This is a genomic window from Mycobacteroides immunogenum (genome assembly GCF_001605725.1).
Taxonomy (GTDB): domain Bacteria; phylum Actinomycetota; class Actinomycetes; order Mycobacteriales; family Mycobacteriaceae; genus Mycobacterium; species Mycobacterium immunogenum.
On the sequence record NZ_CP011530.1, the window covers coordinates 696782 to 713908 of the forward strand.

Below are 17127 nucleotides of genomic sequence, written 5' to 3' on the forward strand. Positions count from 1 at the left end.
CAGCGGGTGTCGCGAACTACTAGCCCTAGTTTGTGCCGACTGATGCTAACGACAAGTATCGGCGGAACGCGGAAGGATGAACAGTGACGACGACCGAACAGCGGGACGAAGTTCAGGCGGTTCTCGCGGGAATTGACGACCTGCTGCCGAGCCTGCGCAAGCGTGCCCAGGAGACCGAGGACCTGCGGCGTCTGCCCGATGCCACCGTCTCCGAACTGCAGGAGATCGGCTTCTTCAAGCTGCTGCAGCCGTCGCAGTGGGGTGGATACGAGACCGCTCCCACCACCTTCTACGAAGCGGTGCGCCGTTTGGGTAGCGCGTGCGGCTCCACGGGCTGGGTCGCCTCGATCATCGGTGTGCACAACTGGCACCTCGCGCTGTTCGACCAGAAGGCGCAAGAGGAGGTCTGGGGAGATGACACCAATGTGCGCGTGTCCTCCTCGTATGCCCCGATGGGTGCCGGTGTGGTGACCGAAGCCGGTGACGGCTACCTCGTCAACGGCTCGTGGAACTGGTCTTCGGGCTGTGACCACGCCACCTGGGCGTTCCTCGGCGGGCCCGTCATCAAGGATGGCCGTCCCGTCGACTTCGGCAGCTTCCTGATCCCGCGCACCGAGTACCGCATCGACGACGTGTGGAATGTGGTCGGCCTGCGTGGCACCGGTAGCAACACCGTCGTGGTCAAGGACGTCTTCGTGCCCAAGCACCGGTTCCTGTCCTACAAGAAGATGAACGACCAGACCGCCGGTGGATACGAGACCAACACCGCTGCCGTCTACAAGATGCCTTGGGGCACAATGCACCCCACCACTATCACCGCGCCCATCATGGGTATGGCCTATGGCGCGTACGACGCACATGTCGAGGCTCAGGGCAAGCGCGTGCGCGCCGCCTACGCTGGTGAGAAGGCCAAGGATGACCCGTTCACCAAGGTGCGCGTGGCCGAGGCCGCCAGTGACATCGACGCCGGGTGGCGTCAGCTGATCGGGAATGTGGGCGACGAGTTCGCTCTCATCTCGGCGGGTCAGGAGGTTCCCTTCGAGCTGCGTGCTGCCGCGCGCCGCGACCAGGTGCGTGCCACCGGCCGGGCGATCGCGTCGATCGACCTGTTGTTCGAGAACTCCGGCGCCACCGCGCTGTCCAACGACGCTCCGGTGCAGCGTTTCTGGCGTGATGCCCACGCAGGTCGTGTGCACGCCGCCAACGACGCCGAGCGGGCGTACCAAATCTGGGGTAACCACGCCTTCGAGCTGCCCGCCACCGACACAATGGTTTAACGCCGGGTATTTAGGAGGAATCCGAGAATGGACGCCATCCGCTCACTGGGATACATGCGCATCGAGGCCACCGACATGGCGGCCTGGCGTGAGTACGGGCTCAAGATCCTCGGCATGGTCGAGGGCAAGGGCACCGTTGACGGTGCGCTCTACCTGCGCATGGACGATTTCCCCGCACGTCTGGTCATCGTCCCCGGTCAGCACGACCGTCTTTCGGTCACCGGTTGGGAGGCGGCCAACGCCGCTGGGCTGCAACAGGTCCGTGAAGCGCTTGAGGCCAACGGCACGCCCTACAAGGAGGGCACCGCGCAGGAGAAGGCCGAACGCCGGGTCGACGAGCTGATTGTTTTCGAGGATCCGTCGGGCAACATCCAAGAGGTGTTCCACGGCGTTGCGCTGGAGCATCGCCGGGTGGTGAGCCCGTACGGGCACAAGTTCGTCACCGAAGACCAGGGCCTGGGCCACGTGGTGCTGTCCACCAAGAACGATGCCGAATCGCTGCATTTCTACCGAGATGTGCTGGGATTCAGGCTGCGTGACTCCATGCGGCTTCCGCCGCAGATGGTGGGGCGCCCCGCGGACGGTGAGCCGGCCTGGTTGCGCTTCTTCGGTTGCAACCCGAGGCACCACAGCCTGGCGTTCCTGCCCATGCCTACGCCGAGCGGCATCGTGCACCTGATGGTCGAGGTGGAGAACTCCGACGATGTGGGTCTGTGCCTGGATCGCGCGCTGCGCCGCAAGGTGCCCATGTCGGCCAGCCTGGGCCGGCATGTCAACGATTTGATGCTGTCCTTCTATATGAAGACGCCGGGCGGATTCGACATCGAATTCGGCTGCGAGGGAAGGCAGGTCGAAGATGACTCCTGGATCGCGCGGGAGAGCACCGCGGTCAGCCTGTGGGGCCACGACTTCACCATCGGTGCGAAGCTGAACCAGTGACGGATATCGATCCGCGCACGTTCCGGAATGTGCTGGGGCAGTTCTGTACCGGCGTCACCATCATTACCACGACGCACGAGGACACGCCGGTGGGTTTTGCCTGCCAGTCCTTCGCCGCGCTGTCGCTGGAACCCCCGCTGGTGTTGTTCTGTCCCACCAAGCAGTCGCGTTCCTGGGCGGCTATCGAGGCGTCAGGCAAGTTCTGCGTGAACGTGCTGGCTGAGAATCAGCGTGAGGTGTCCGCCCGATTTGGTTCGCGCGAGCCGGACAAGTTCGCTGGAATCGACTGGCGCCCATCGGGACTTGGGTCGCCGATCATCAATGGTTCATTGGCGCACATCGACTGCGAGGTCGCTACCGTCCACGACGGCGGAGATCATTGGGTGGTGTTTGGATCGGTCAAGGAACTCAGCGAGATCCCGGAGAAGCCGACCGCTACTCGTCCGCTGTTGTTCTACCGCGGGCAGTACACCGGTATCGAGCCGGACAAGACCACGCCCGCCGATTGGCGCAATGACCTGGAGGCGTTCCTCACCGCCACCACCGAGGACACCTGGCTGTAACCGGGCTGCCACTCGTTTCCACTGCGGGCCTGGCCAATCCGGCGTAACGTCTCAGATCCAAGTGCTACCTCGGTGAGGGCGGGTCATGGCGTTGTATCAGTATCGGTGTACAAGCTGTGGCGATACCGCGCGCAACTTCGCCGTCGCCACCGCTCCGAACACCGTTCCCTGCCCCGGCTGCCCTGAACCGGCACGCCGGGTTTTTGGTATCGCGGGAATGAGCCGCGGTTCTTCTGCGCGCATGCGCCTGCTCGACGCCACCGCGCGCAGCGCCAGCGAACCCGCGGTGGTTTCCGCACTGCCGCCCACCATGCGTCGATCGGCGCCTGTGACATCAAATCCCTTGCACCGCAAACTACCCCGCCCATAATCGGAAGGAATGCCATGCCCGAGGTGTTGTTCCCGCTGGATTCGAACAGGAAATTCACCGAGCAACAGATCATCGGGCACAACAGATGGCACCCCGACATTCCGCCGGCCGCCGTCGTCAAACCGGGTACGTCATTCCGGGTGCATTGCCGCGAATGGTTTGACGGCGCAATCCACAACGACGACTCCGCCGACGACATCCGCGATGCCCCGCTGACCACGGTGCACGCGTTGTCCGGCCCCTTCTCGGTAGAAGGGGCGCAACCGGGCGACCTGCTGATCGTGGACATTCTGGATGTGGGCCCGATACCGCAGGAAGACTCAGGCCCGCTGGCCGGTCAGGGGTGGGGTTACACCGGCATCTTCCCGACGGTGAACGGTGGCGGTTTTCTTACCGAGCAGTTCCCCGACGCGTACAAGGCAATCTGGGATTTCTCCGGACAGACGGCGACCTCCCGGCATGTCCCGGGCGTCAGTTTCACCGGGATCGTGCACCCGGGTCTGATGGGAACGGCGCCGTCCGCGGAGTTGTTGGCGAGATGGAATGCCCGTGAGGGTGCGCTGATCGCCACCGACCCCAACCGTGTTCCCGCGCTGGCACTTCCCCCGGAACCCCGGGACGCGGTATTGGGTGCCCTCAGCGGCGCATCCTTTGAGAAGGCGGCGGCCGAGGCGGCCCGCACCGCACCTCCGCGGGAAAACGGCGGCAATCAGGACATCAAGAACCTGACCAAGGGCAGTCGCGTGTTCTACCCGGTGTTCGTGCCGGGCGGCAAGCTGTCGGTCGGTGACCTGCATTTCTCGCAGGGAGACGGTGAGATCACCTTCTGCGGTGCCATCGAGATGGGCGGCTTCATCGACCTGCATGTGGACGTGATCAAGGGCGGCATGGACACATACGGGGTGTCCGAGAACGCGATCTTCATGCCGGGCAATACCGATCCGCAGTACTCGCAATGGCTGGCGTTCTCCGGAACGTCGGTGACCCTCGATGATGAACAGCGATACCTGGACTCGCATTTGGCGTATCAGCGTGCCTGCCTGCACGCCATCGACTACCTGACCAAGTTCGGTTACAGCCCGGAACAGGCCTACCTGCTGTTGGGTGCCGCGCCCATCGAGGGCCGCCTATCCGGTGTGGTCGATATTCCGAATTCCTGTGCCACTGTGTACATCCCGACTGCCATTTTCGATTTTTCGGTGACGCCCTCGGCCGCCGGACCGGTCCGCATCGATGCCGGACCGGGAGCGCCCCGTTCGGTTGCGCGCTGAGGAGCTATCGGGGCTCTTGCTGTGTGGCGCAATGGATACCGCCGCCGCCGGCGGCGACGCCGTCGATATCCAGCTGAATCACCCGGCGGCCCGGGAATAACCGTTCCAGGGTGGACTTGGCTTCTGTATCGGCATGCGGATCACCGAATTCGGGTGCGATGACGCCGCCGTTGCACACATAGAAGTTGATGTATCCCGCGGCGAAATCCTCGGATTCGAAATCGTCTCGTCCCTGTTCGGGGGCTTCGAGTACCTCCACGCGCAGGGGGCGCCCGGCCGCATCTGTGGCCTTGTTGAGGATGTCGAGGTGACGGCGGGTCACGTCGTAGTCGAAGGAATCGGGGTCATTGTCCAGACCGGCTACGACGACCCCCGGCCCGGCGAACCGTGCGTAGAAATCTGTATGCCCGTCGGTGATATCCATACCCGCGATACCGGGCAGCCAGATGATCTTCTGCAGGCCCAGTAGACGCCGCAGTTCAGCTTCCACATCAGTCTTGGAGCGGCCGCGGTTGCGGTTGTCGTTGAGCACACAGCTCTCGGTGATGATCGCGGTGCCCTGGCCATCGACTTCGATGCCACCGCCTTCCAGGATCAGGCTGGTGTGCAGGATCGGAACTCCTGCGCGTTTGGCCACCTCACCGGCGACCCTGGCATCGGATTCGTGCTCTTGCTTGTCTCCCCAGCCGTTGAAGTTGAAATCAATGGCAGCCCTGCCACTTTCGTTACGGACAAACACGGGTCCGCTGTCCCGAATCCATAGGTCGTCCAGCGGGGCCGGCACCAACTCCACGTTGGGGCCCGCCCATTGGCGAGCCAGCTCGGTCTCGTCCGGGCGCACCAGCATGGACACCGGTTCGAACTGTGCAATGGCCTGTGCGATGGCGCCGAGATTCTGCTGAACCTTTCGGTGGAGTCGCCGTCCCCAGATCTCGGCACTGGCACCGAAGGCCATCCAGGTTCGCAGATGCGGCTCGCCCTCATCGGGCATGTGCCAGGAGGTGTTGTCGTCCACGACCTCAGTATCGTCGTCGCCACCCGGTCTATCAGCGCAGGCGGCCAGCATGACGGCACCTGCGGTCGCCGCACCGAGCTTCAACAGATTTCGTCGCTGCATTATCTCAGTGTCGACCAATTCGAGCTATTGAGCGAGACCAGAGCACGACGCCCGGCCCGCTAGCCGTACCAGCGCCGGGCATGTTCGGCGTGTGTGGGCAGATAGGCGCCCGGGCCGAAGTGTGTGTCGTAGAAGCCCAGGTCGATGTTCTGTGCCTGCAGGTACATCAGCGCGTGCACGGTGGGAACGGTGCCGGGAATCTTTCCGAAGGCGTCATAGATGTAGGAGGCCTCGACGGTGACGATCTCCTGGATCGCTTCGGCGGGCAGCGCGGCCGAACGAACCTTGCGTGAATCTGCCCAGGCGCCCGGGGTGTCGGGGTGGAAAGGGCCTCCTGGACCGTATTTGCGATCGATGTATTTCGCGACGCCGTCCGCGACCGTCGGCACATGTGGCGGGCTGAGGGTTTCGAAGAATCCCGGCAAGCCGGTGGCGTTGGGGAACGGCCACCGCTCGTCGCTGTCGGACCTGAATCCGATACCGGGCGCGCGTGGGTCGCCGGATCCGCCCAGTACCGACAGCCGGTCGAGGCCGTCGAACATCCAGCCGCCCAGGCCGAGCGCTTGCAGGAGCAGTACTCCGTTGTGTGTCGCGGTGGCCAGCTCGGCGCTGGCCTCGGTGAGCGTGTACTGCTCGACGAAGGACAGCGGAATCGGGTCCCCGTAGTTGCGCAGGCTCCCGAATTTTTCGGTGCCGGGGATGCTCCGGTTGTTGACGTCGTCGTAGATGAGATAGCCGTTCGCGGCGAAGAAGGACAGGTTCGCGATCAGGTGTTCGGCCAGATCGGCGACCGGGAAGGCCAGCAGGCTGCCTGGATGGTTTCCGATCCAGATGTTGTGACCCTCCATATATGGCTCTTCGCGGGGCAGCTCCAGACGTGTGTCCGAGATCTGGACGTACGAGTCGGCGGTGTGGGTGATCCAGTCCTCGATCGTTGAGAACTCCCGCGGCGGTTCGTCCCGGGTGGGCAGTAGGTAGATCCCGGTGTCGTCGGTGAAGAAGAGTTGGCTGGTGTGAAATCCGGCGGCGGAGGGAAAGGTGCGACCGGTGGCGCTGCCGGAGTAGTTGGGGAATGCGGGGGCGTATCCGGGGTGATAGGTGATGCCGTAGTGCCACCCGGTTACCCCGCCGACCACCGAAAGAATCAGTGCCCGTTCAACTTCCGATATCGGGGTGACAGGTTCTGTGCTGGTGTAGGCCAATGGGCCGTCGGGTATGTGGCCCCCGGTGGGGAAGCGCCGTGACCGGCGGCCGCTGATCGCTGCCAATAACGGGAACTGGGTGACCTGAGCCAGCGCGTCGCGTTCTCGGTCGGATATCTGCAGCGGCATGCCCCAACTCGACCACTGAGAGTTGGACCGGTCAACCTTTTGGCTTCTCTCCTTTCAAAATATGGCATGAAGGGGGGCTTGCGGCAAGGCCCCCACCGTGGCGCACAATCCTGCGACCACGAACTTCGACTGATGGGAGCTGGTATGACGATCCCGGACTTTTTCGAGGCGCACGAATCTGGCGCGTACTTCCACGGCACCAAGGCCGACCTGGCGATAGGTGATCTGTTGACGCCGGGTCATCTGTCGAACTACGAAGAGGGCCGCGTGATGAACCACATCTACGTGACCAGGACGTTGATCGGCGCGGGATTGGCGGCCATGATGGCCAAGGGTGAGGGCCGGGGCCACGTGTACATCGTGGAGCCGGAGGGCACCTTGGAAGACGACCCGAACGTGACGGACAAGAAGTTTCCGGGGAACCCCACTCACTCGTACCGGTCCCGGGAACCGGTGCGCATCGTGGGCGAAGTACTGGACTGGGAAGGGCCCCCGCCGGAATTCATGGAAACCTTCCGGGCGGGGCTGTCCGATCTCAAGCGCGAGGGCAATGCCGTCATCTATGACTAGGGCTGCCTAGGGACGGCCAGGCCCGGCTATGCCGTACGGCGGACCTTCAGAGCTTCGGTGATCATCGGGATCTGCAACGGGAGCCGGGCGATGGCGCCGAGCTTGAGCGGCAGCGGTTTGTCCCACCACAGCCGCACCATGTTGATGTTGGCGGGGAAGACGGCAATGAACAGCAGCGCGGCCAGCGTGGCGCCTAGCCTGCGCGTCTTGGGTGCCAGCAGCAACGCGCCGGTGCCGAGCTCGGCAACACCGGAGGCGTAGGTATAGAACCGGGCATCGCCGGGGAGTTCCGCGGGCACGATGTCGTCGAACGGTTTCGGCGCGACGAAATGCACCACGCCGACGCCGAGCAGCATCGCGGCCAGTCGGTAGGCGGGCCAGGGGCTGGCTTTGGTCTCCATGCTCGGAGTCTAGGCAGACGGATCAGAGTCCTGCAGCGGTCTCCAGATTTGGCAGCAGCTGGCGCGGCGTGCCCAGCAGCAATGCGCTGCCGTGCGCACGCTTGAAGTACAGGTGTGCGTCGTGCTCCCAGGTGATGGCGATGCCGCCATGCAGCTGGATCGCGTCACCGGATACCGCCGAAAGTACCTCGCTGGCTTTGATTCTCGCCACTGTGGCGGCCTCGGGAGTCAGGTCCGCAATCCCCTGGTAGACGGTGGCGCGCGCGGATTCGACGAGGACGTACAGGTCTGCCATCCGGTGCTTGAGGGCCTGGAAGCTGCCGATGGCGCGCCCGAACTGCACCCGTGTCTTGGTGTACTCGACGGTGAGATCCAGTGCGCGTGCGGCGGCGCCCACCTGCTCGGCGGCCAGCAGTAACCCGGCCTTGTCGATCAATCCCGGGGCGGTTCCGATGGGCTCGGCCGCGCCGACGGCGACGGCGGCCAGCCGACGGGTGGGGTCCATGGTGGCCAGCGGCGATGTCGTGACGCTTTCCGCCAGGCTCACCGCATCGCCTTCCACAGTGAGCACGATGTCGGCGATGTCTCCGTTGACGACATATCCCGGATCGAAGGCGACCGCACCGATCGATTCGCCGGCGGCCAACATCTCCAGGAGCTCACCGCGGTATCCGGAATCGAGCAGCGCAAGCTCGGCCCACAGCGTGCCCATCAGCGGACTGGGTACGAGCCCGCGGCCAAGCTCTTCCATCACGATGGCGGCATCGGCGAGTTCGCCTCCGGCACCGCCTAATTCCTCGGGTATCAGCAGCGCCGCGGCGCCTACCTGTTCGCACAGGACGGTCCACAGGCTCGCGTCGTAGCCGCGTTCGGATTCCATGGCCGTGCGGACCGCGGCGGAATCGGCCCGCTTGGTCACCAGCGAGCGGACAGTGTCGCGCAGCATCTGCCTTTCGGCGTTCACGGAAGCGCTCACAGTGCCTCCAACACCCGGGCACGGTGCCACTCCGGCGTACCCCACGCCGACATCAGGGCGCGCACCTTGAGGATCCACAGGGACAGGTCGTATTCGGCGGTGAAGCCGATAGCGCCGTGAGTCTGCAGCGATGAGCGCGCGGCGAGATATGCGGCCTTGCCGGCGGCGACCTTCGCGGCGCTCACATCGCGTGCGGCGGTGGGGGACTCGTCGGCGATGGAGAGTGCCGCGCCGTACACCAGTGGGCGGGCCAACTCCAGCGCGATGTGCACGTCGGCCAGTTTGTGCTTGACGGCCTGGTACGAGCCGATTGGCCGCCCGAACTGCGAACGTTGCTTGGCGTACTCCACGGCCCGATCCAGCAGGGCCTGTCCGGCGCCGATCAGCTGTGCCGAGATGGCAAGTACGCCATGGTTGATGGCGTAGCTGGTGTCGAGAGAGATGCCGCCGCCGGCCGGTATCACGTCGAACACCCGGCGGGTGGCATCGATCGATTCGTGCTGGGTGCCCGCCTGCGCCTCGCGCACGCCGATGTCATCGGCGATGAGCACCAGCCCGGCGACATCGGCGTCGAGGGCGCGGGGAGTGATGGGCGGCGCGGCGACCGTGGCGATCAGTTCGCCGGAGGCGATACGGGTGGACGGCTCGGCGCCGTCTTCGTGGCTGGACAGCAGGAGCGGGGCCACCGCGACCGACTCGACGACGGGGCCGGGGACGGCCCACTTTCCCAAACCCTCAAGGGCGACAACCAGGTCGACGGGGTGAGCCCCGATGCCGTCGTATTTCTCGGAGACCGCGAGGGCGGTCACGCCCAGCTCGGCGAGCGTGGACCACACGGCCAGACCGGGTTCGTGATTACCCGCGGCCCAGGCGCGGGCCGCCGCCGGAACGTCGGCCGCCGACAGCGCCGCGTCGATGCTGGCGGCGAAGTCGCGCTGTTGAGTGTCCAGATCGAACTTCACTTGGCACCTCCGGTTCGAGCGCTCTCCTTGGGCAGGCCCAGGATGCGCTCGGCGATGATATTGCGCTGAATCTCGTTGGTGCCCGCATAGATCGGGCCGCCGAGTGAGAACAGGTATCCGTCCGTCCACTGGTTGGTCAGCTCGCCGTCGGCGCCCCGCAGATCGATCGCGGTCTCGTGCAGGGCGACATCCAGCTCAGACCAGAACACCTTGGTGATCGAGGATTCGGCACCCAGCTCTCCGCCGCCGGCCAGCCGGGTCACGGTGCCGAAGGTGTGCAGCCGGTAGGCCTGCGCCGCGATCCAGGCGTCGGCGACGCGTTCGGATGCGAACCCGTTCTCCGGAACCGATTTCCACAGATCGACCAGCCGATCCGCGGTGGCCAGGAAGCGGCCGGGGCTGCGCAGTGACATGCCGCGCTCGTTGCTCGATGTACTCATGGCCACGCGCCAACCGTCGTGTACCGCGCCGATGACGTCTTCGTCGGGTACGAACACGTCGTCCAGGAAGATCTCCGCGAAGCCGGGATCGCCATCCAGCTGCGGGATGGGGCGCACGGTGATGCCCTCGGCCTTCAAATCAAACATGAAGTACGTCAGACCCTGATGGCGCTGCGCGTCGGGATCAGAGCGGAACAATCCGAATGCCCTGTCCGCGAAGGGTGCTCGTGAGCTCCAGATCTTCTGCCCGGACAGTCGCCAGCCCCCGTCTACCTTGCGGGCGGGCGAGCGCAGCGATGCCAGGTCGCTCCCGGACTCGGGCTCAGACCATGCCTGCGCCCAGGTCTCCTCACCGTTGGCCATCTTCGGGAGAACACGATCCAGCTGATCCTTGCTGCCATGCGCGAACAGCGTCGGCCCCAGCAGGAACATGCCGTTCTGGCTGATGCGCGCCGGTGCGCCGGCCCGGAAGTACTCCTCCTCGAAGATCACCCACTGCAGCAGGGTGACGTCGCGGCCGCCGTACTCCTTGGGCCAGGACACCGCGGAGAATCCCGCGTCGTATAGCGTGCGCTCCCATTGCCGGTGTGCCACCGCACCTTCCGGTGAATCATAGGAGGGCAGAGGCGGGTTCGGGACATTAGCCGCGAGGAATTCGCGTACCTCGGCCCGGAATGCCTCGGTCTCGTCGTCAAGAAGTAGGTCCACTAGCTACTCTCCTCTTGGTGCATGGCCCGCAGAGTGGGTTTGACCACCTTGCCGCCCAAGTTGCGGGGAAGCTCGTCGAGGAACTCGACAAACCGCGGTTTCTTGAAGTTCGCCACATGCTTTGCGCTGTACTCGATTACGTCCTCGGGGCGCAGGGTCGCGCCGGACCTGAGCACGATGTACGCCTTACCGACCTCGCCGAGTCGCGCGTCGGGCACCCCGATGACGGCGGCATCTGTCACGCCATCGAGACGCATCAGCACCTGCTCGATTTCGGCGGGGTAGACGTTGAACCCACCGCAGATGTACATGTCCTTGAGCCGGTCGGTGATCGTCAGATTCCCACGTGCGTCGAGCTTGCCAATGTCGCCGGTGTGTAGCCAACCTTCGCTGTCGATGGTCTCGGCGGTGGCCGCCGGATCGTCGAGGTAGCCCTTCATCACATTGGCGCTGCGCAGCAGCACTTCCCCTTCGTCGCCGGGCTTTTCGGCCCCGTCGATGCGTAGTTCGTAGCCGATCATCGGCCGCCCGCAGGTGGTGGCGACGGTGACGGCGTCGTCGTCGGAGCGGCAGATCGTGGCGAAGCCCTGTGTCTCGGTGAGACCGTACGCGGTGAGTACCAGATCGAAGTCCAGCTCGGATTGCATGCGTTCGATCAGCACCACCGGCACCACGGCCGCGCCGGTCACGGAGTACCGCAACGAGGTCAGGTCGTAGTTTTTGCGCGCGGGGTGGTCAAGCAGCATCTGGAAGATGGTGGGTGCGCCCGGTAGCACGGTGATCTTGTGCTCTTGGACTGCGGCCATTGCTTTTTCGGGGTCGAAGGTCAGCTGTGGCATGAGTGCGGCACCGGTCTGAAGGCAGGCGAGGATGCCCGCCTTGTAACCGAAGTTGTGGAAGAACGGATTGACGCAGAGGTAGCGATCGTTTTCGGTGAACTCGCCGTAGGTGGCCCAGGCCAGCGAGGCCGCCAATGGTTGGCGGTGCATGCACAGCACACCCTTGCTGCGGCCGGTGGTTCCGGAGGTGAAGAGGATGTCGCTGATGTCCTCGGAGCTCACCGTGGCCTTGCGCTTGTCGATGGTCTCGTCGCTGATGTCATCTCCGTGTGCGACGAACGCGTCCCAGCTGGATTCGTCGCCGGATTCCACCGCAACTCTCACGATGTGTCGCAGATCGGGCAGCGCCGACGTATCCAGTTGTGCGATGCGATCCGAGCCGAGGAATGTTCCGACGGACACCAGCACCCGAGCGTGGCTGCGCTGCAGGATGTCTGTCGCCTCATCGACGGTGTACCGCGTGTTCATGGGGACGATGGCGGCTCCGGCGTATTGCCCGCCCAGACAGGCGATGGGCCAATGCCACGAGTTGGGCGACCAGATGGCGACCCGTTCTCCGTGTTCGATGCCGAGCGCGATCAACGCGGCGGCGAAGCGCCGGGCGCGGGCGCGCAGCTCGGAAAATGTGAACCAGGAACCGTCCGCGTAGAGGGCGTCACGCTCGCCGAAACGTGCTGCTGCCTGGTCTAACGCTGCCGGAATGGTGAGTTCGGGTGTCTGCTGCGCCGATTCCATACGCGTCCGACCCACCTTCCAATAACAAGCAAGTGCTTGGTAGGTTAGCCTACTGGAGTGGTTGAGCACCAAGCACCGATGTCGGAGATCTCTGATGATCAGGTGCGCGCCGAAATCCGGGAATGGCTGGCCGAGAACCTCGTCGGTGAGTTCGCAGAGTTGAAGGGGCTGGGCGGTCCGGGCAGCGAGCACGAGGCCTTCGATGAGCGGCTCGCCTGGAATCGTCATCTGGCCGCGGCGGGCTGGACCTGCCTGGGCTGGCCGGTGGAGCACGGCGGCCGTGGGGCCACGGTGAGCCAGCGCGTCATCTTCTACGAGGAGTACGCCCGGGCTGAGGCCCCGCACAAGGTCAACCATCTGGGGGAAGAGCTGCTCGGACCGACGCTCATCGCGTACGGCACTCCCGAGCAGCAACAGCGCTTTCTGCCCACCATCCGCGACGTCACCGAGTTGTGGTGCCAGGGCTATTCCGAACCGGGCGCCGGTTCAGACCTGGCCAACGTGTCCACCTCCGCGGTGCTGGACGGAGACGCGTGGGTGATCAACGGCCAGAAGGTGTGGACCTCGCTGGCCCTGCAGTCGCAGTGGTGTTTCGTCGTCGCGCGCACCGAGCCCGGTTCCTCGCGTCACAAGGGTCTGTCGTATCTGCTTGTACCCCTGGATCAGCCGGGCGTCGAGATTCGGCCGATCATCCAGCTGACCGGCACCTCGGAGTTCAACGAGGTGTTCTTCGACAACGCGCGCACCGCTGCCGACCTGGTGGTGGGGGAGCCGGGTGACGGCTGGCGGGTGGCCATGGGCACGTTGACCTTTGAGCGCGGTGTCTCGACGCTCGGCAACCAGATCACCTATGCCCGTGAGCTTTCCCGCCTGTCCGGGCTGGCCAAGGCCAACGGTTCGGCGGACGACCCGGCGATCCGGGAGCGGCTCGCGCAGGCCTATGTAGGTCTGCGCACCATGCGCGCATACGCGCTGGCAACCATGGACGAAGAGCGTCCCGGCCAGGACAACGTGTCAAAGCTTTTGTGGGCCAACTGGCACCGCGATCTGGGTGAGTTGGCCATGGAGATCATCGGGAAGTCGACCCTGTTGACCGATGACGGCGAGATGGACGAGTGGCAGCGGCTGTTCCTGTTTTCGCGCGCCGACACCATCTACGGCGGCTCGAACGAGATTCAACGCAACATCATCTCCGAGCGGGTGCTCGGTCTACCCAGAGAGGCTCGCTAAATGAACCTGGCAGTGGCGCCGAAAGAGATTGAGGGACACGGCCTCCTGAAGGGCAAGGCCGTCGTCGTGACCGCGGCGGCCGGTACCGGCATCGGTTCGTCGACCGCGCGCCGGGCGCTGGCCGAGGGGGCCGATGTCGTCGTCTCCGACTATCACGAGCGCCGCCTTTCCGAGACGCGGGACGAGCTCGCCGCACTGGGATTGGGCAAGGTTGCCGCGGTGGTGTGCGATGTCACCTCCACCGAAGCCGTCGACGCACTGATCGCCGATTCCGTTGCGGCCCTGGGCCGTATCGACGTATTGGTGAACAACGCGGGCCTGGGCGGTGAGACCCCAGTCGCCGATATGACCGATGACCAGTGGGACCGGGTGCTCGATGTGACCCTCACCTCCACCTTCCGCGCGACCCGTGCGGCCCTGCGTTATTTCCGGGAAGTGGGGCACGGCGGCGTCATCGTCAACAATGCGAGCGTGCTGGGCTGGCGCGCCCAGTACGGGCAGTCGCACTACGCCGCGGCCAAGGCCGGCGTCATGGCGCTGACCCGGTGCAGTGCCATCGAGGCCGTCGAGCATGGGGTGCGCATCAACGCGGTGGCGCCGAGCATTGCCCGGCACAAATTCCTGGACAAGGTGACTTCGTCGGACCTGTTGGACAAACTGTCCTCCGATGAGGCGTTCGGCCGTGCCGCCGAGCCGTGGGAGGTCGCGGCCACCATCGCCTTCTTGGCCAGCGACTATTCGAGCTACCTGACCGGTGAGGTCATCTCGGTATCCAGCCAGCGGGCGTGACGCCGGATACGTATTCGACCAAACAAGCGCTTGGTTGATACAGTGGGGAGGTGGACAAGGTGACAGAGGTGCGTCAACCGGACGCTCTGCGCGCGGGCGGCGCATCGCAGCCATCGCGGCGTGATGAGCTGCTGAGCCTGGCCGCCGAGATGTTCGCCGAGCGTGGTCTGCGCGCCACCACCGTGCGCGATATCGCCGATGCCGCCGGAATCCTGTCGGGCAGCCTCTATCACCACTTCGATTCCAAAGAGGCGATTGTCGACGAGCTGCTGCGCGACCTGCTGGACGGTCTATTCACGCGTTACCGCGAAATCGCCGCTGCGGAGTTGAATCCGCTGGAGCGCCTCAAGGGTTTTTTCATGGCGACCTTCGAGGCCATCGAGACCAAGCACGCGCAGGTTGCGATCTATCAGTCCGAGGCGCCGCGCCTGCTCTCCCAGGAACGGTTCGCCTACCTCAACGAGCTCAACACCGAGCAGCGCGAGCTGTGGCTCGACGTGCTTCGTGACGGTATCGCCCAGGGGCAGTTCCGACCCGATCTTGACGTGACCTTGGTGTATCGCTTTATCCGTGACGCGACGTGGGTGTCGGTGCGCTGGTTCCGCCCCGGCGGCTCACGTACCGCGCAGGAAGTCGCCGAACAGTATCTCTCGATCGTTCTCGGCGGGATCACCGTCGGGTTGTCCTCGAATAGCCCTGAAAAATAAGGAGATTCACCATGCCTGAGGCGTACATCATCGATGCTGTGCGTACCGCTGTCGGTAAGCGCAACGGCTCGCTCTCCAAGGTGCACCCGCTTGATCTCGGTGCCGCCACGTTCAAGGGGTTGTTCGATCGCGTCGACGTCGACCCCGACGCCATCGACGACGTGTACATGGGCGTGCTGGACGCCATCGGCGGACAGGCCGGCAACGCCGGACGACTGGCCTGGCTGGCCGGTGGATACCCGGAAGAAGTACCGGGCGCCACTGTCGATCGTCAGTGTGGATCGAGCCAGCAGGCCATTTCCTTTGCCGCGCAGGCTGTTATGTCCGGAACCGCCGACCTGATCGTTGCCGGTGGTTTCCAGAACATGAGCCAGATCCCGATCTCGGCCGCGATGCTCGTCGGCAAGGAGTACGGATTCACCTCGCCCACAGCAGAATCGGAGGGGTGGCTGCACCGCTACGGCGATCAGGAGATCTCCCAGTTCCGCGGCGCCGAGATGATCGCCGAGAAGTGGGACATCAGCCGCGAGGAGATGGAGCTTTTCGCGCTCTCCAGCCACGAGAAGGCATTCGCCGCGATCCGCAACGGGCACTTCGACAACGAGATCATCCCGGTTGGCGACTTCCGCGTCGACGAGGGACCGCGCGAATCCACTCTGGAGAAGTTGGCGAGCTTGAAGCCTCTGGTCGAGGGCGGCCGCCTCACCGCGGCGCTCGCCAGCCAGATCTCCGACGGCGGTAGCGCCACATTGGTGGCCTCCGAGGGTGCGGTGAAGGCACACGGCCTGACGCCGCGTGCGCGTGTCCACCACATCAGCGCCCGCGGTGACGACCCGGTGTTCATGCTGACCGGACCGATCCCGGCCACCCGGTACGCGCTGGAGAAGACCGGTCTGACCATGGACGATATCGACGTTGTCGAGATCAACGAGGCCTTCGCCCCCGTCGTGCTGGCCTGGGCCAAGGAGTTGGACGTCGACCTGAAGAAGGTCAACCCGAATGGCGGTGCGATGGCCTTGGGGCACCCGCTGGGTGCCACCGGCGCCAAGCTGTTCGCCACCATGCTCAACGAGTTGGAGCGCACCGGCGGGCGCTACGGCCTGCAGACGATGTGTGAGGGTGGCGGCACCGCCAACGTCACCATCATCGAACGTCTCTGACGTTCGCGGGCGTAGCCTGAGGAGTATGCGCGCTGGAATCTTGATCGGCACAGTGGCCGTGGCATCGCTGGGCGTCCTCGCGAGTGGTGCCCCGGCACAGGCTGAGCCGTGTCCGCCGGAGATTTGTTACGTCCCGGCAATTCCGGGCGTGCCCAGCGGCGTGCTCAACATGCTGCCGCAGTCGATGGGCGATCTGCCGCCGCAGATTTCGCAATATCCGGGCGGCTGGGGCGACCAGTCCTGGGGTGGATGGAATCGGCGGGACAGTATCGATATCTACGACACCCCGGCTCCAGAGGTACCGCCGCCCCCAGCGCCCGGCGACTAGTTCTGGGCCCAGGTTCCGTACGGCACATCGGGATCGGTGCCCAGCGGCGTGTCTGGATTAGCGCCGCCGATATCGTTTGCGTGATCCGGGACGTAGGGATCGGTTCCATACGGCACGTCGGGATTCGCGCCGCCCACGCCCTGATCTTGGCGCAGCACATGACGGCGGCCACGGTCGGTCGGTAGTTCCATGGAACCTTGTGCCGGGGTGTGAATACCGTGGTTGGGGGTAGACGGCTGGTCGGAGTCTGCCGCGGCGATCGGGGATAACACGACCGCGGTGGCGGCAGCACAACAACAGGCAGCAGTCCAGAAGGTGAACATTCGGTGAATCACATCTCCAGGATTCTCTCCGAGTCTGTGAATCGCCTGGAGTTTAACTTCAGGCTGAGTGGGAATCTGGCGTGGCATTTCG

19 protein-coding genes are annotated in these 17127 nt (G+C 64.7%); 11 read left to right on the forward strand and 8 right to left on the reverse strand.

Annotation, left to right across the window (positions count from 1 at the left end):
- The first annotated feature begins 83 nt into the window (after window positions 1–83).
- The 5 genes from hsaA to fmdA all read left to right on the forward strand — a co-directional run bounded on the left by hsaA (window position 84) and on the right by fmdA (window position 4420).
- Entirely contained in the window at window positions 84–1277 is a 1194-nt protein-coding gene (gene hsaA, locus ABG82_RS03545; RefSeq protein WP_043079774.1) for a 3-hydroxy-9,10-secoandrosta-1,3,5(10)-triene-9,17-dione monooxygenase oxygenase subunit, read from the forward strand.
- Window positions 1278–1304: 27 nt separating this feature from the next.
- Window positions 1305–2216, forward strand: a complete 912-nt coding sequence (gene hsaC / locus ABG82_RS03550) for an iron-dependent extradiol dioxygenase HsaC (protein WP_043079773.1) — start codon at window positions 1305–1307, stop codon at window positions 2214–2216.
- Window positions 2213–2779, forward strand: coding sequence for a 3-hydroxy-9,10-secoandrosta-1,3,5(10)-triene-9,17-dione monooxygenase reductase subunit (gene hsaB / locus ABG82_RS03555; RefSeq protein ID WP_043079772.1), 567 nt, complete (start codon window positions 2213–2215; stop codon window positions 2777–2779). The genes hsaC and hsaB overlap by 4 nt, the downstream gene beginning before the upstream one ends.
- A gap of 85 nt (window positions 2780–2864) precedes the next feature.
- The gene (locus ABG82_RS28120; RefSeq protein ID WP_109475910.1) at window positions 2865–3149 is read left to right on the forward strand and encodes an FmdB family zinc ribbon protein; all 285 of its coding nucleotides are present in this window, start codon (window positions 2865–2867) and stop codon (window positions 3147–3149) included.
- A 14-nt stretch (window positions 3150–3163) separates the two neighbouring features.
- Window positions 3164–4420: a formamidase gene (gene fmdA, locus ABG82_RS03565; RefSeq protein WP_043079770.1), complete on the forward strand. Its 1257-nt coding sequence runs from the start codon at window positions 3164–3166 to the stop codon at window positions 4418–4420.
- A 4-nt stretch (window positions 4421–4424) separates the two neighbouring features.
- Here the strand turns inward: fmdA and ABG82_RS03570 are convergent, their stop codons facing one another.
- Complete coding sequence (locus ABG82_RS03570; RefSeq protein ID WP_043079769.1) at window positions 4425–5537, reverse strand: agmatine deiminase family protein; 1113 nt, start codon at window positions 5535–5537, stop codon at window positions 4425–4427.
- 59 nt (window positions 5538–5596) lie between these two features.
- Window positions 5597–6868, reverse strand: coding sequence for a hypothetical protein (locus ABG82_RS03575; RefSeq protein ID WP_043079768.1), 1272 nt, complete (start codon window positions 6866–6868; stop codon window positions 5597–5599).
- 144 nt (window positions 6869–7012) lie between these two features.
- Here ABG82_RS03575 and arr point away from each other — a divergent pair, with 144 nt between their 5' ends.
- Window positions 7013–7438, forward strand: coding sequence for an NAD(+)--rifampin ADP-ribosyltransferase (arr, locus tag ABG82_RS03580; RefSeq protein ID WP_043079767.1), 426 nt, complete (start codon window positions 7013–7015; stop codon window positions 7436–7438).
- 26 nt (window positions 7439–7464) lie between these two features.
- On the opposite strand, the gene ABG82_RS03585 is transcribed toward arr, so the two are convergent.
- The 5 genes from ABG82_RS03585 to ABG82_RS03605 are packed head-to-tail and all read right to left on the reverse strand — an operon-like array spanning window position 7465 to window position 12499.
- Window positions 7465–7839 (reverse strand): DoxX family protein, encoded by a 375-nt coding sequence (locus tag ABG82_RS03585; RefSeq protein ID WP_043079766.1) that lies wholly within the window; start codon window positions 7837–7839, stop codon window positions 7465–7467.
- Window positions 7840–7861: 22 nt separating this feature from the next.
- The gene (gene ipdE2 / locus ABG82_RS03590; RefSeq protein WP_078343923.1) at window positions 7862–8815 is read right to left on the reverse strand and encodes an acyl-CoA dehydrogenase IpdE2; all 954 of its coding nucleotides are present in this window, start codon (window positions 8813–8815) and stop codon (window positions 7862–7864) included.
- Window positions 8812–9777: an acyl-CoA dehydrogenase family protein gene (locus tag ABG82_RS03595; RefSeq protein WP_043079765.1), complete on the reverse strand. Its 966-nt coding sequence runs from the start codon at window positions 9775–9777 to the stop codon at window positions 8812–8814. Before ABG82_RS03595 ends, ipdE2 begins: the two co-directional genes overlap by 4 nt.
- Entirely contained in the window at window positions 9774–10925 is a 1152-nt protein-coding gene (locus ABG82_RS03600; RefSeq protein ID WP_043079764.1) for an acyl-CoA dehydrogenase family protein, read from the reverse strand. Before ABG82_RS03600 ends, ABG82_RS03595 begins: the two co-directional genes overlap by 4 nt.
- Window positions 10925–12499: a FadD3 family acyl-CoA ligase gene (locus ABG82_RS03605; protein WP_043079763.1), complete on the reverse strand. Its 1575-nt coding sequence runs from the start codon at window positions 12497–12499 to the stop codon at window positions 10925–10927. Before ABG82_RS03605 ends, ABG82_RS03600 begins: the two co-directional genes overlap by 1 nt.
- 78 nt (window positions 12500–12577) lie before the next feature.
- Here ABG82_RS03605 and ipdE1 point away from each other — a divergent pair, with 78 nt between their 5' ends.
- From ipdE1 to ABG82_RS03630, 5 genes are read left to right on the forward strand one after another with little or no spacing between them, the layout of a single operon-like run.
- Complete coding sequence (ipdE1, locus tag ABG82_RS03610) at window positions 12578–13729, forward strand: acyl-CoA dehydrogenase IpdE1 (RefSeq protein ID WP_043079762.1); 1152 nt, start codon at window positions 12578–12580, stop codon at window positions 13727–13729.
- Window positions 13730–14518, forward strand: a complete 789-nt coding sequence (gene ipdF / locus ABG82_RS03615) for a (5R,7aS)-5-hydroxy-7a-methyl-1-oxo-2,3,5,6,7,7a-hexahydro-1H-indene-carboxyl-CoA reductase (RefSeq protein ID WP_043079761.1) — start codon at window positions 13730–13732, stop codon at window positions 14516–14518.
- Window positions 14519–14577: 59 nt separating this feature from the next.
- Window positions 14578–15225 (forward strand): TetR/AcrR family transcriptional regulator, encoded by a 648-nt coding sequence (locus ABG82_RS03620; protein ID WP_264031442.1) that lies wholly within the window; start codon window positions 14578–14580, stop codon window positions 15223–15225.
- 11 nt (window positions 15226–15236) lie between these two features.
- Window positions 15237–16385 (forward strand): steroid 3-ketoacyl-CoA thiolase FadA6, encoded by a 1149-nt coding sequence (gene fadA6 / locus ABG82_RS03625; protein WP_043079759.1) that lies wholly within the window; start codon window positions 15237–15239, stop codon window positions 16383–16385.
- A gap of 25 nt (window positions 16386–16410) precedes the next feature.
- Entirely contained in the window at window positions 16411–16713 is a 303-nt protein-coding gene (locus ABG82_RS03630; protein ID WP_043079758.1) for a hypothetical protein, read from the forward strand.
- On the opposite strand, the gene ABG82_RS03635 is transcribed toward ABG82_RS03630, so the two are convergent.
- Window positions 16710–17048: a hypothetical protein gene (locus tag ABG82_RS03635; RefSeq protein ID WP_043079757.1), complete on the reverse strand. Its 339-nt coding sequence runs from the start codon at window positions 17046–17048 to the stop codon at window positions 16710–16712. The genes ABG82_RS03630 and ABG82_RS03635 overlap by 4 nt on opposite strands.
- Window positions 17049–17127: the final 79 nt, after the last annotated feature.

Coding starts and splice junctions, on each gene's coding strand:
- hsaC (WP_043079773.1), top strand. CDS start 1,305: ATGGACGCCATCCGCTCACTGGGATACATGCGCATCGAGGCCACCGAC.
- ABG82_RS28120 (WP_109475910.1), top strand. CDS start 2,865: ATGGCGTTGTATCAGTATCGGTGTACAAGCTGTGGCGATACCGCGCGC.
- fmdA (WP_043079770.1), top strand. CDS start 3,164: ATGCCCGAGGTGTTGTTCCCGCTGGATTCGAACAGGAAATTCACCGAG.
- ABG82_RS03570 (WP_043079769.1), bottom strand. CDS start 5,537: ATGCAGCGACGAAATCTGTTGAAGCTCGGTGCGGCGACCGCAGGTGCC.
- ABG82_RS03575 (WP_043079768.1), bottom strand. CDS start 6,868: ATGCCGCTGCAGATATCCGACCGAGAACGCGACGCGCTGGCTCAGGTC.
- arr (WP_043079767.1), top strand. CDS start 7,013: ATGACGATCCCGGACTTTTTCGAGGCGCACGAATCTGGCGCGTACTTC.
- ABG82_RS03585 (WP_043079766.1), bottom strand. CDS start 7,839: ATGGAGACCAAAGCCAGCCCCTGGCCCGCCTACCGACTGGCCGCGATG.
- ABG82_RS03605 (WP_043079763.1), bottom strand. CDS start 12,499: ATGGAATCGGCGCAGCAGACACCCGAACTCACCATTCCGGCAGCGTTA.
- ipdE1 (WP_043079762.1), top strand. CDS start 12,578: ATGTCGGAGATCTCTGATGATCAGGTGCGCGCCGAAATCCGGGAATGG.
- ipdF (WP_043079761.1), top strand. CDS start 13,730: ATGAACCTGGCAGTGGCGCCGAAAGAGATTGAGGGACACGGCCTCCTG.
- fadA6 (WP_043079759.1), top strand. CDS start 15,237: ATGCCTGAGGCGTACATCATCGATGCTGTGCGTACCGCTGTCGGTAAG.
- ABG82_RS03630 (WP_043079758.1), top strand. CDS start 16,411: ATGCGCGCTGGAATCTTGATCGGCACAGTGGCCGTGGCATCGCTGGGC.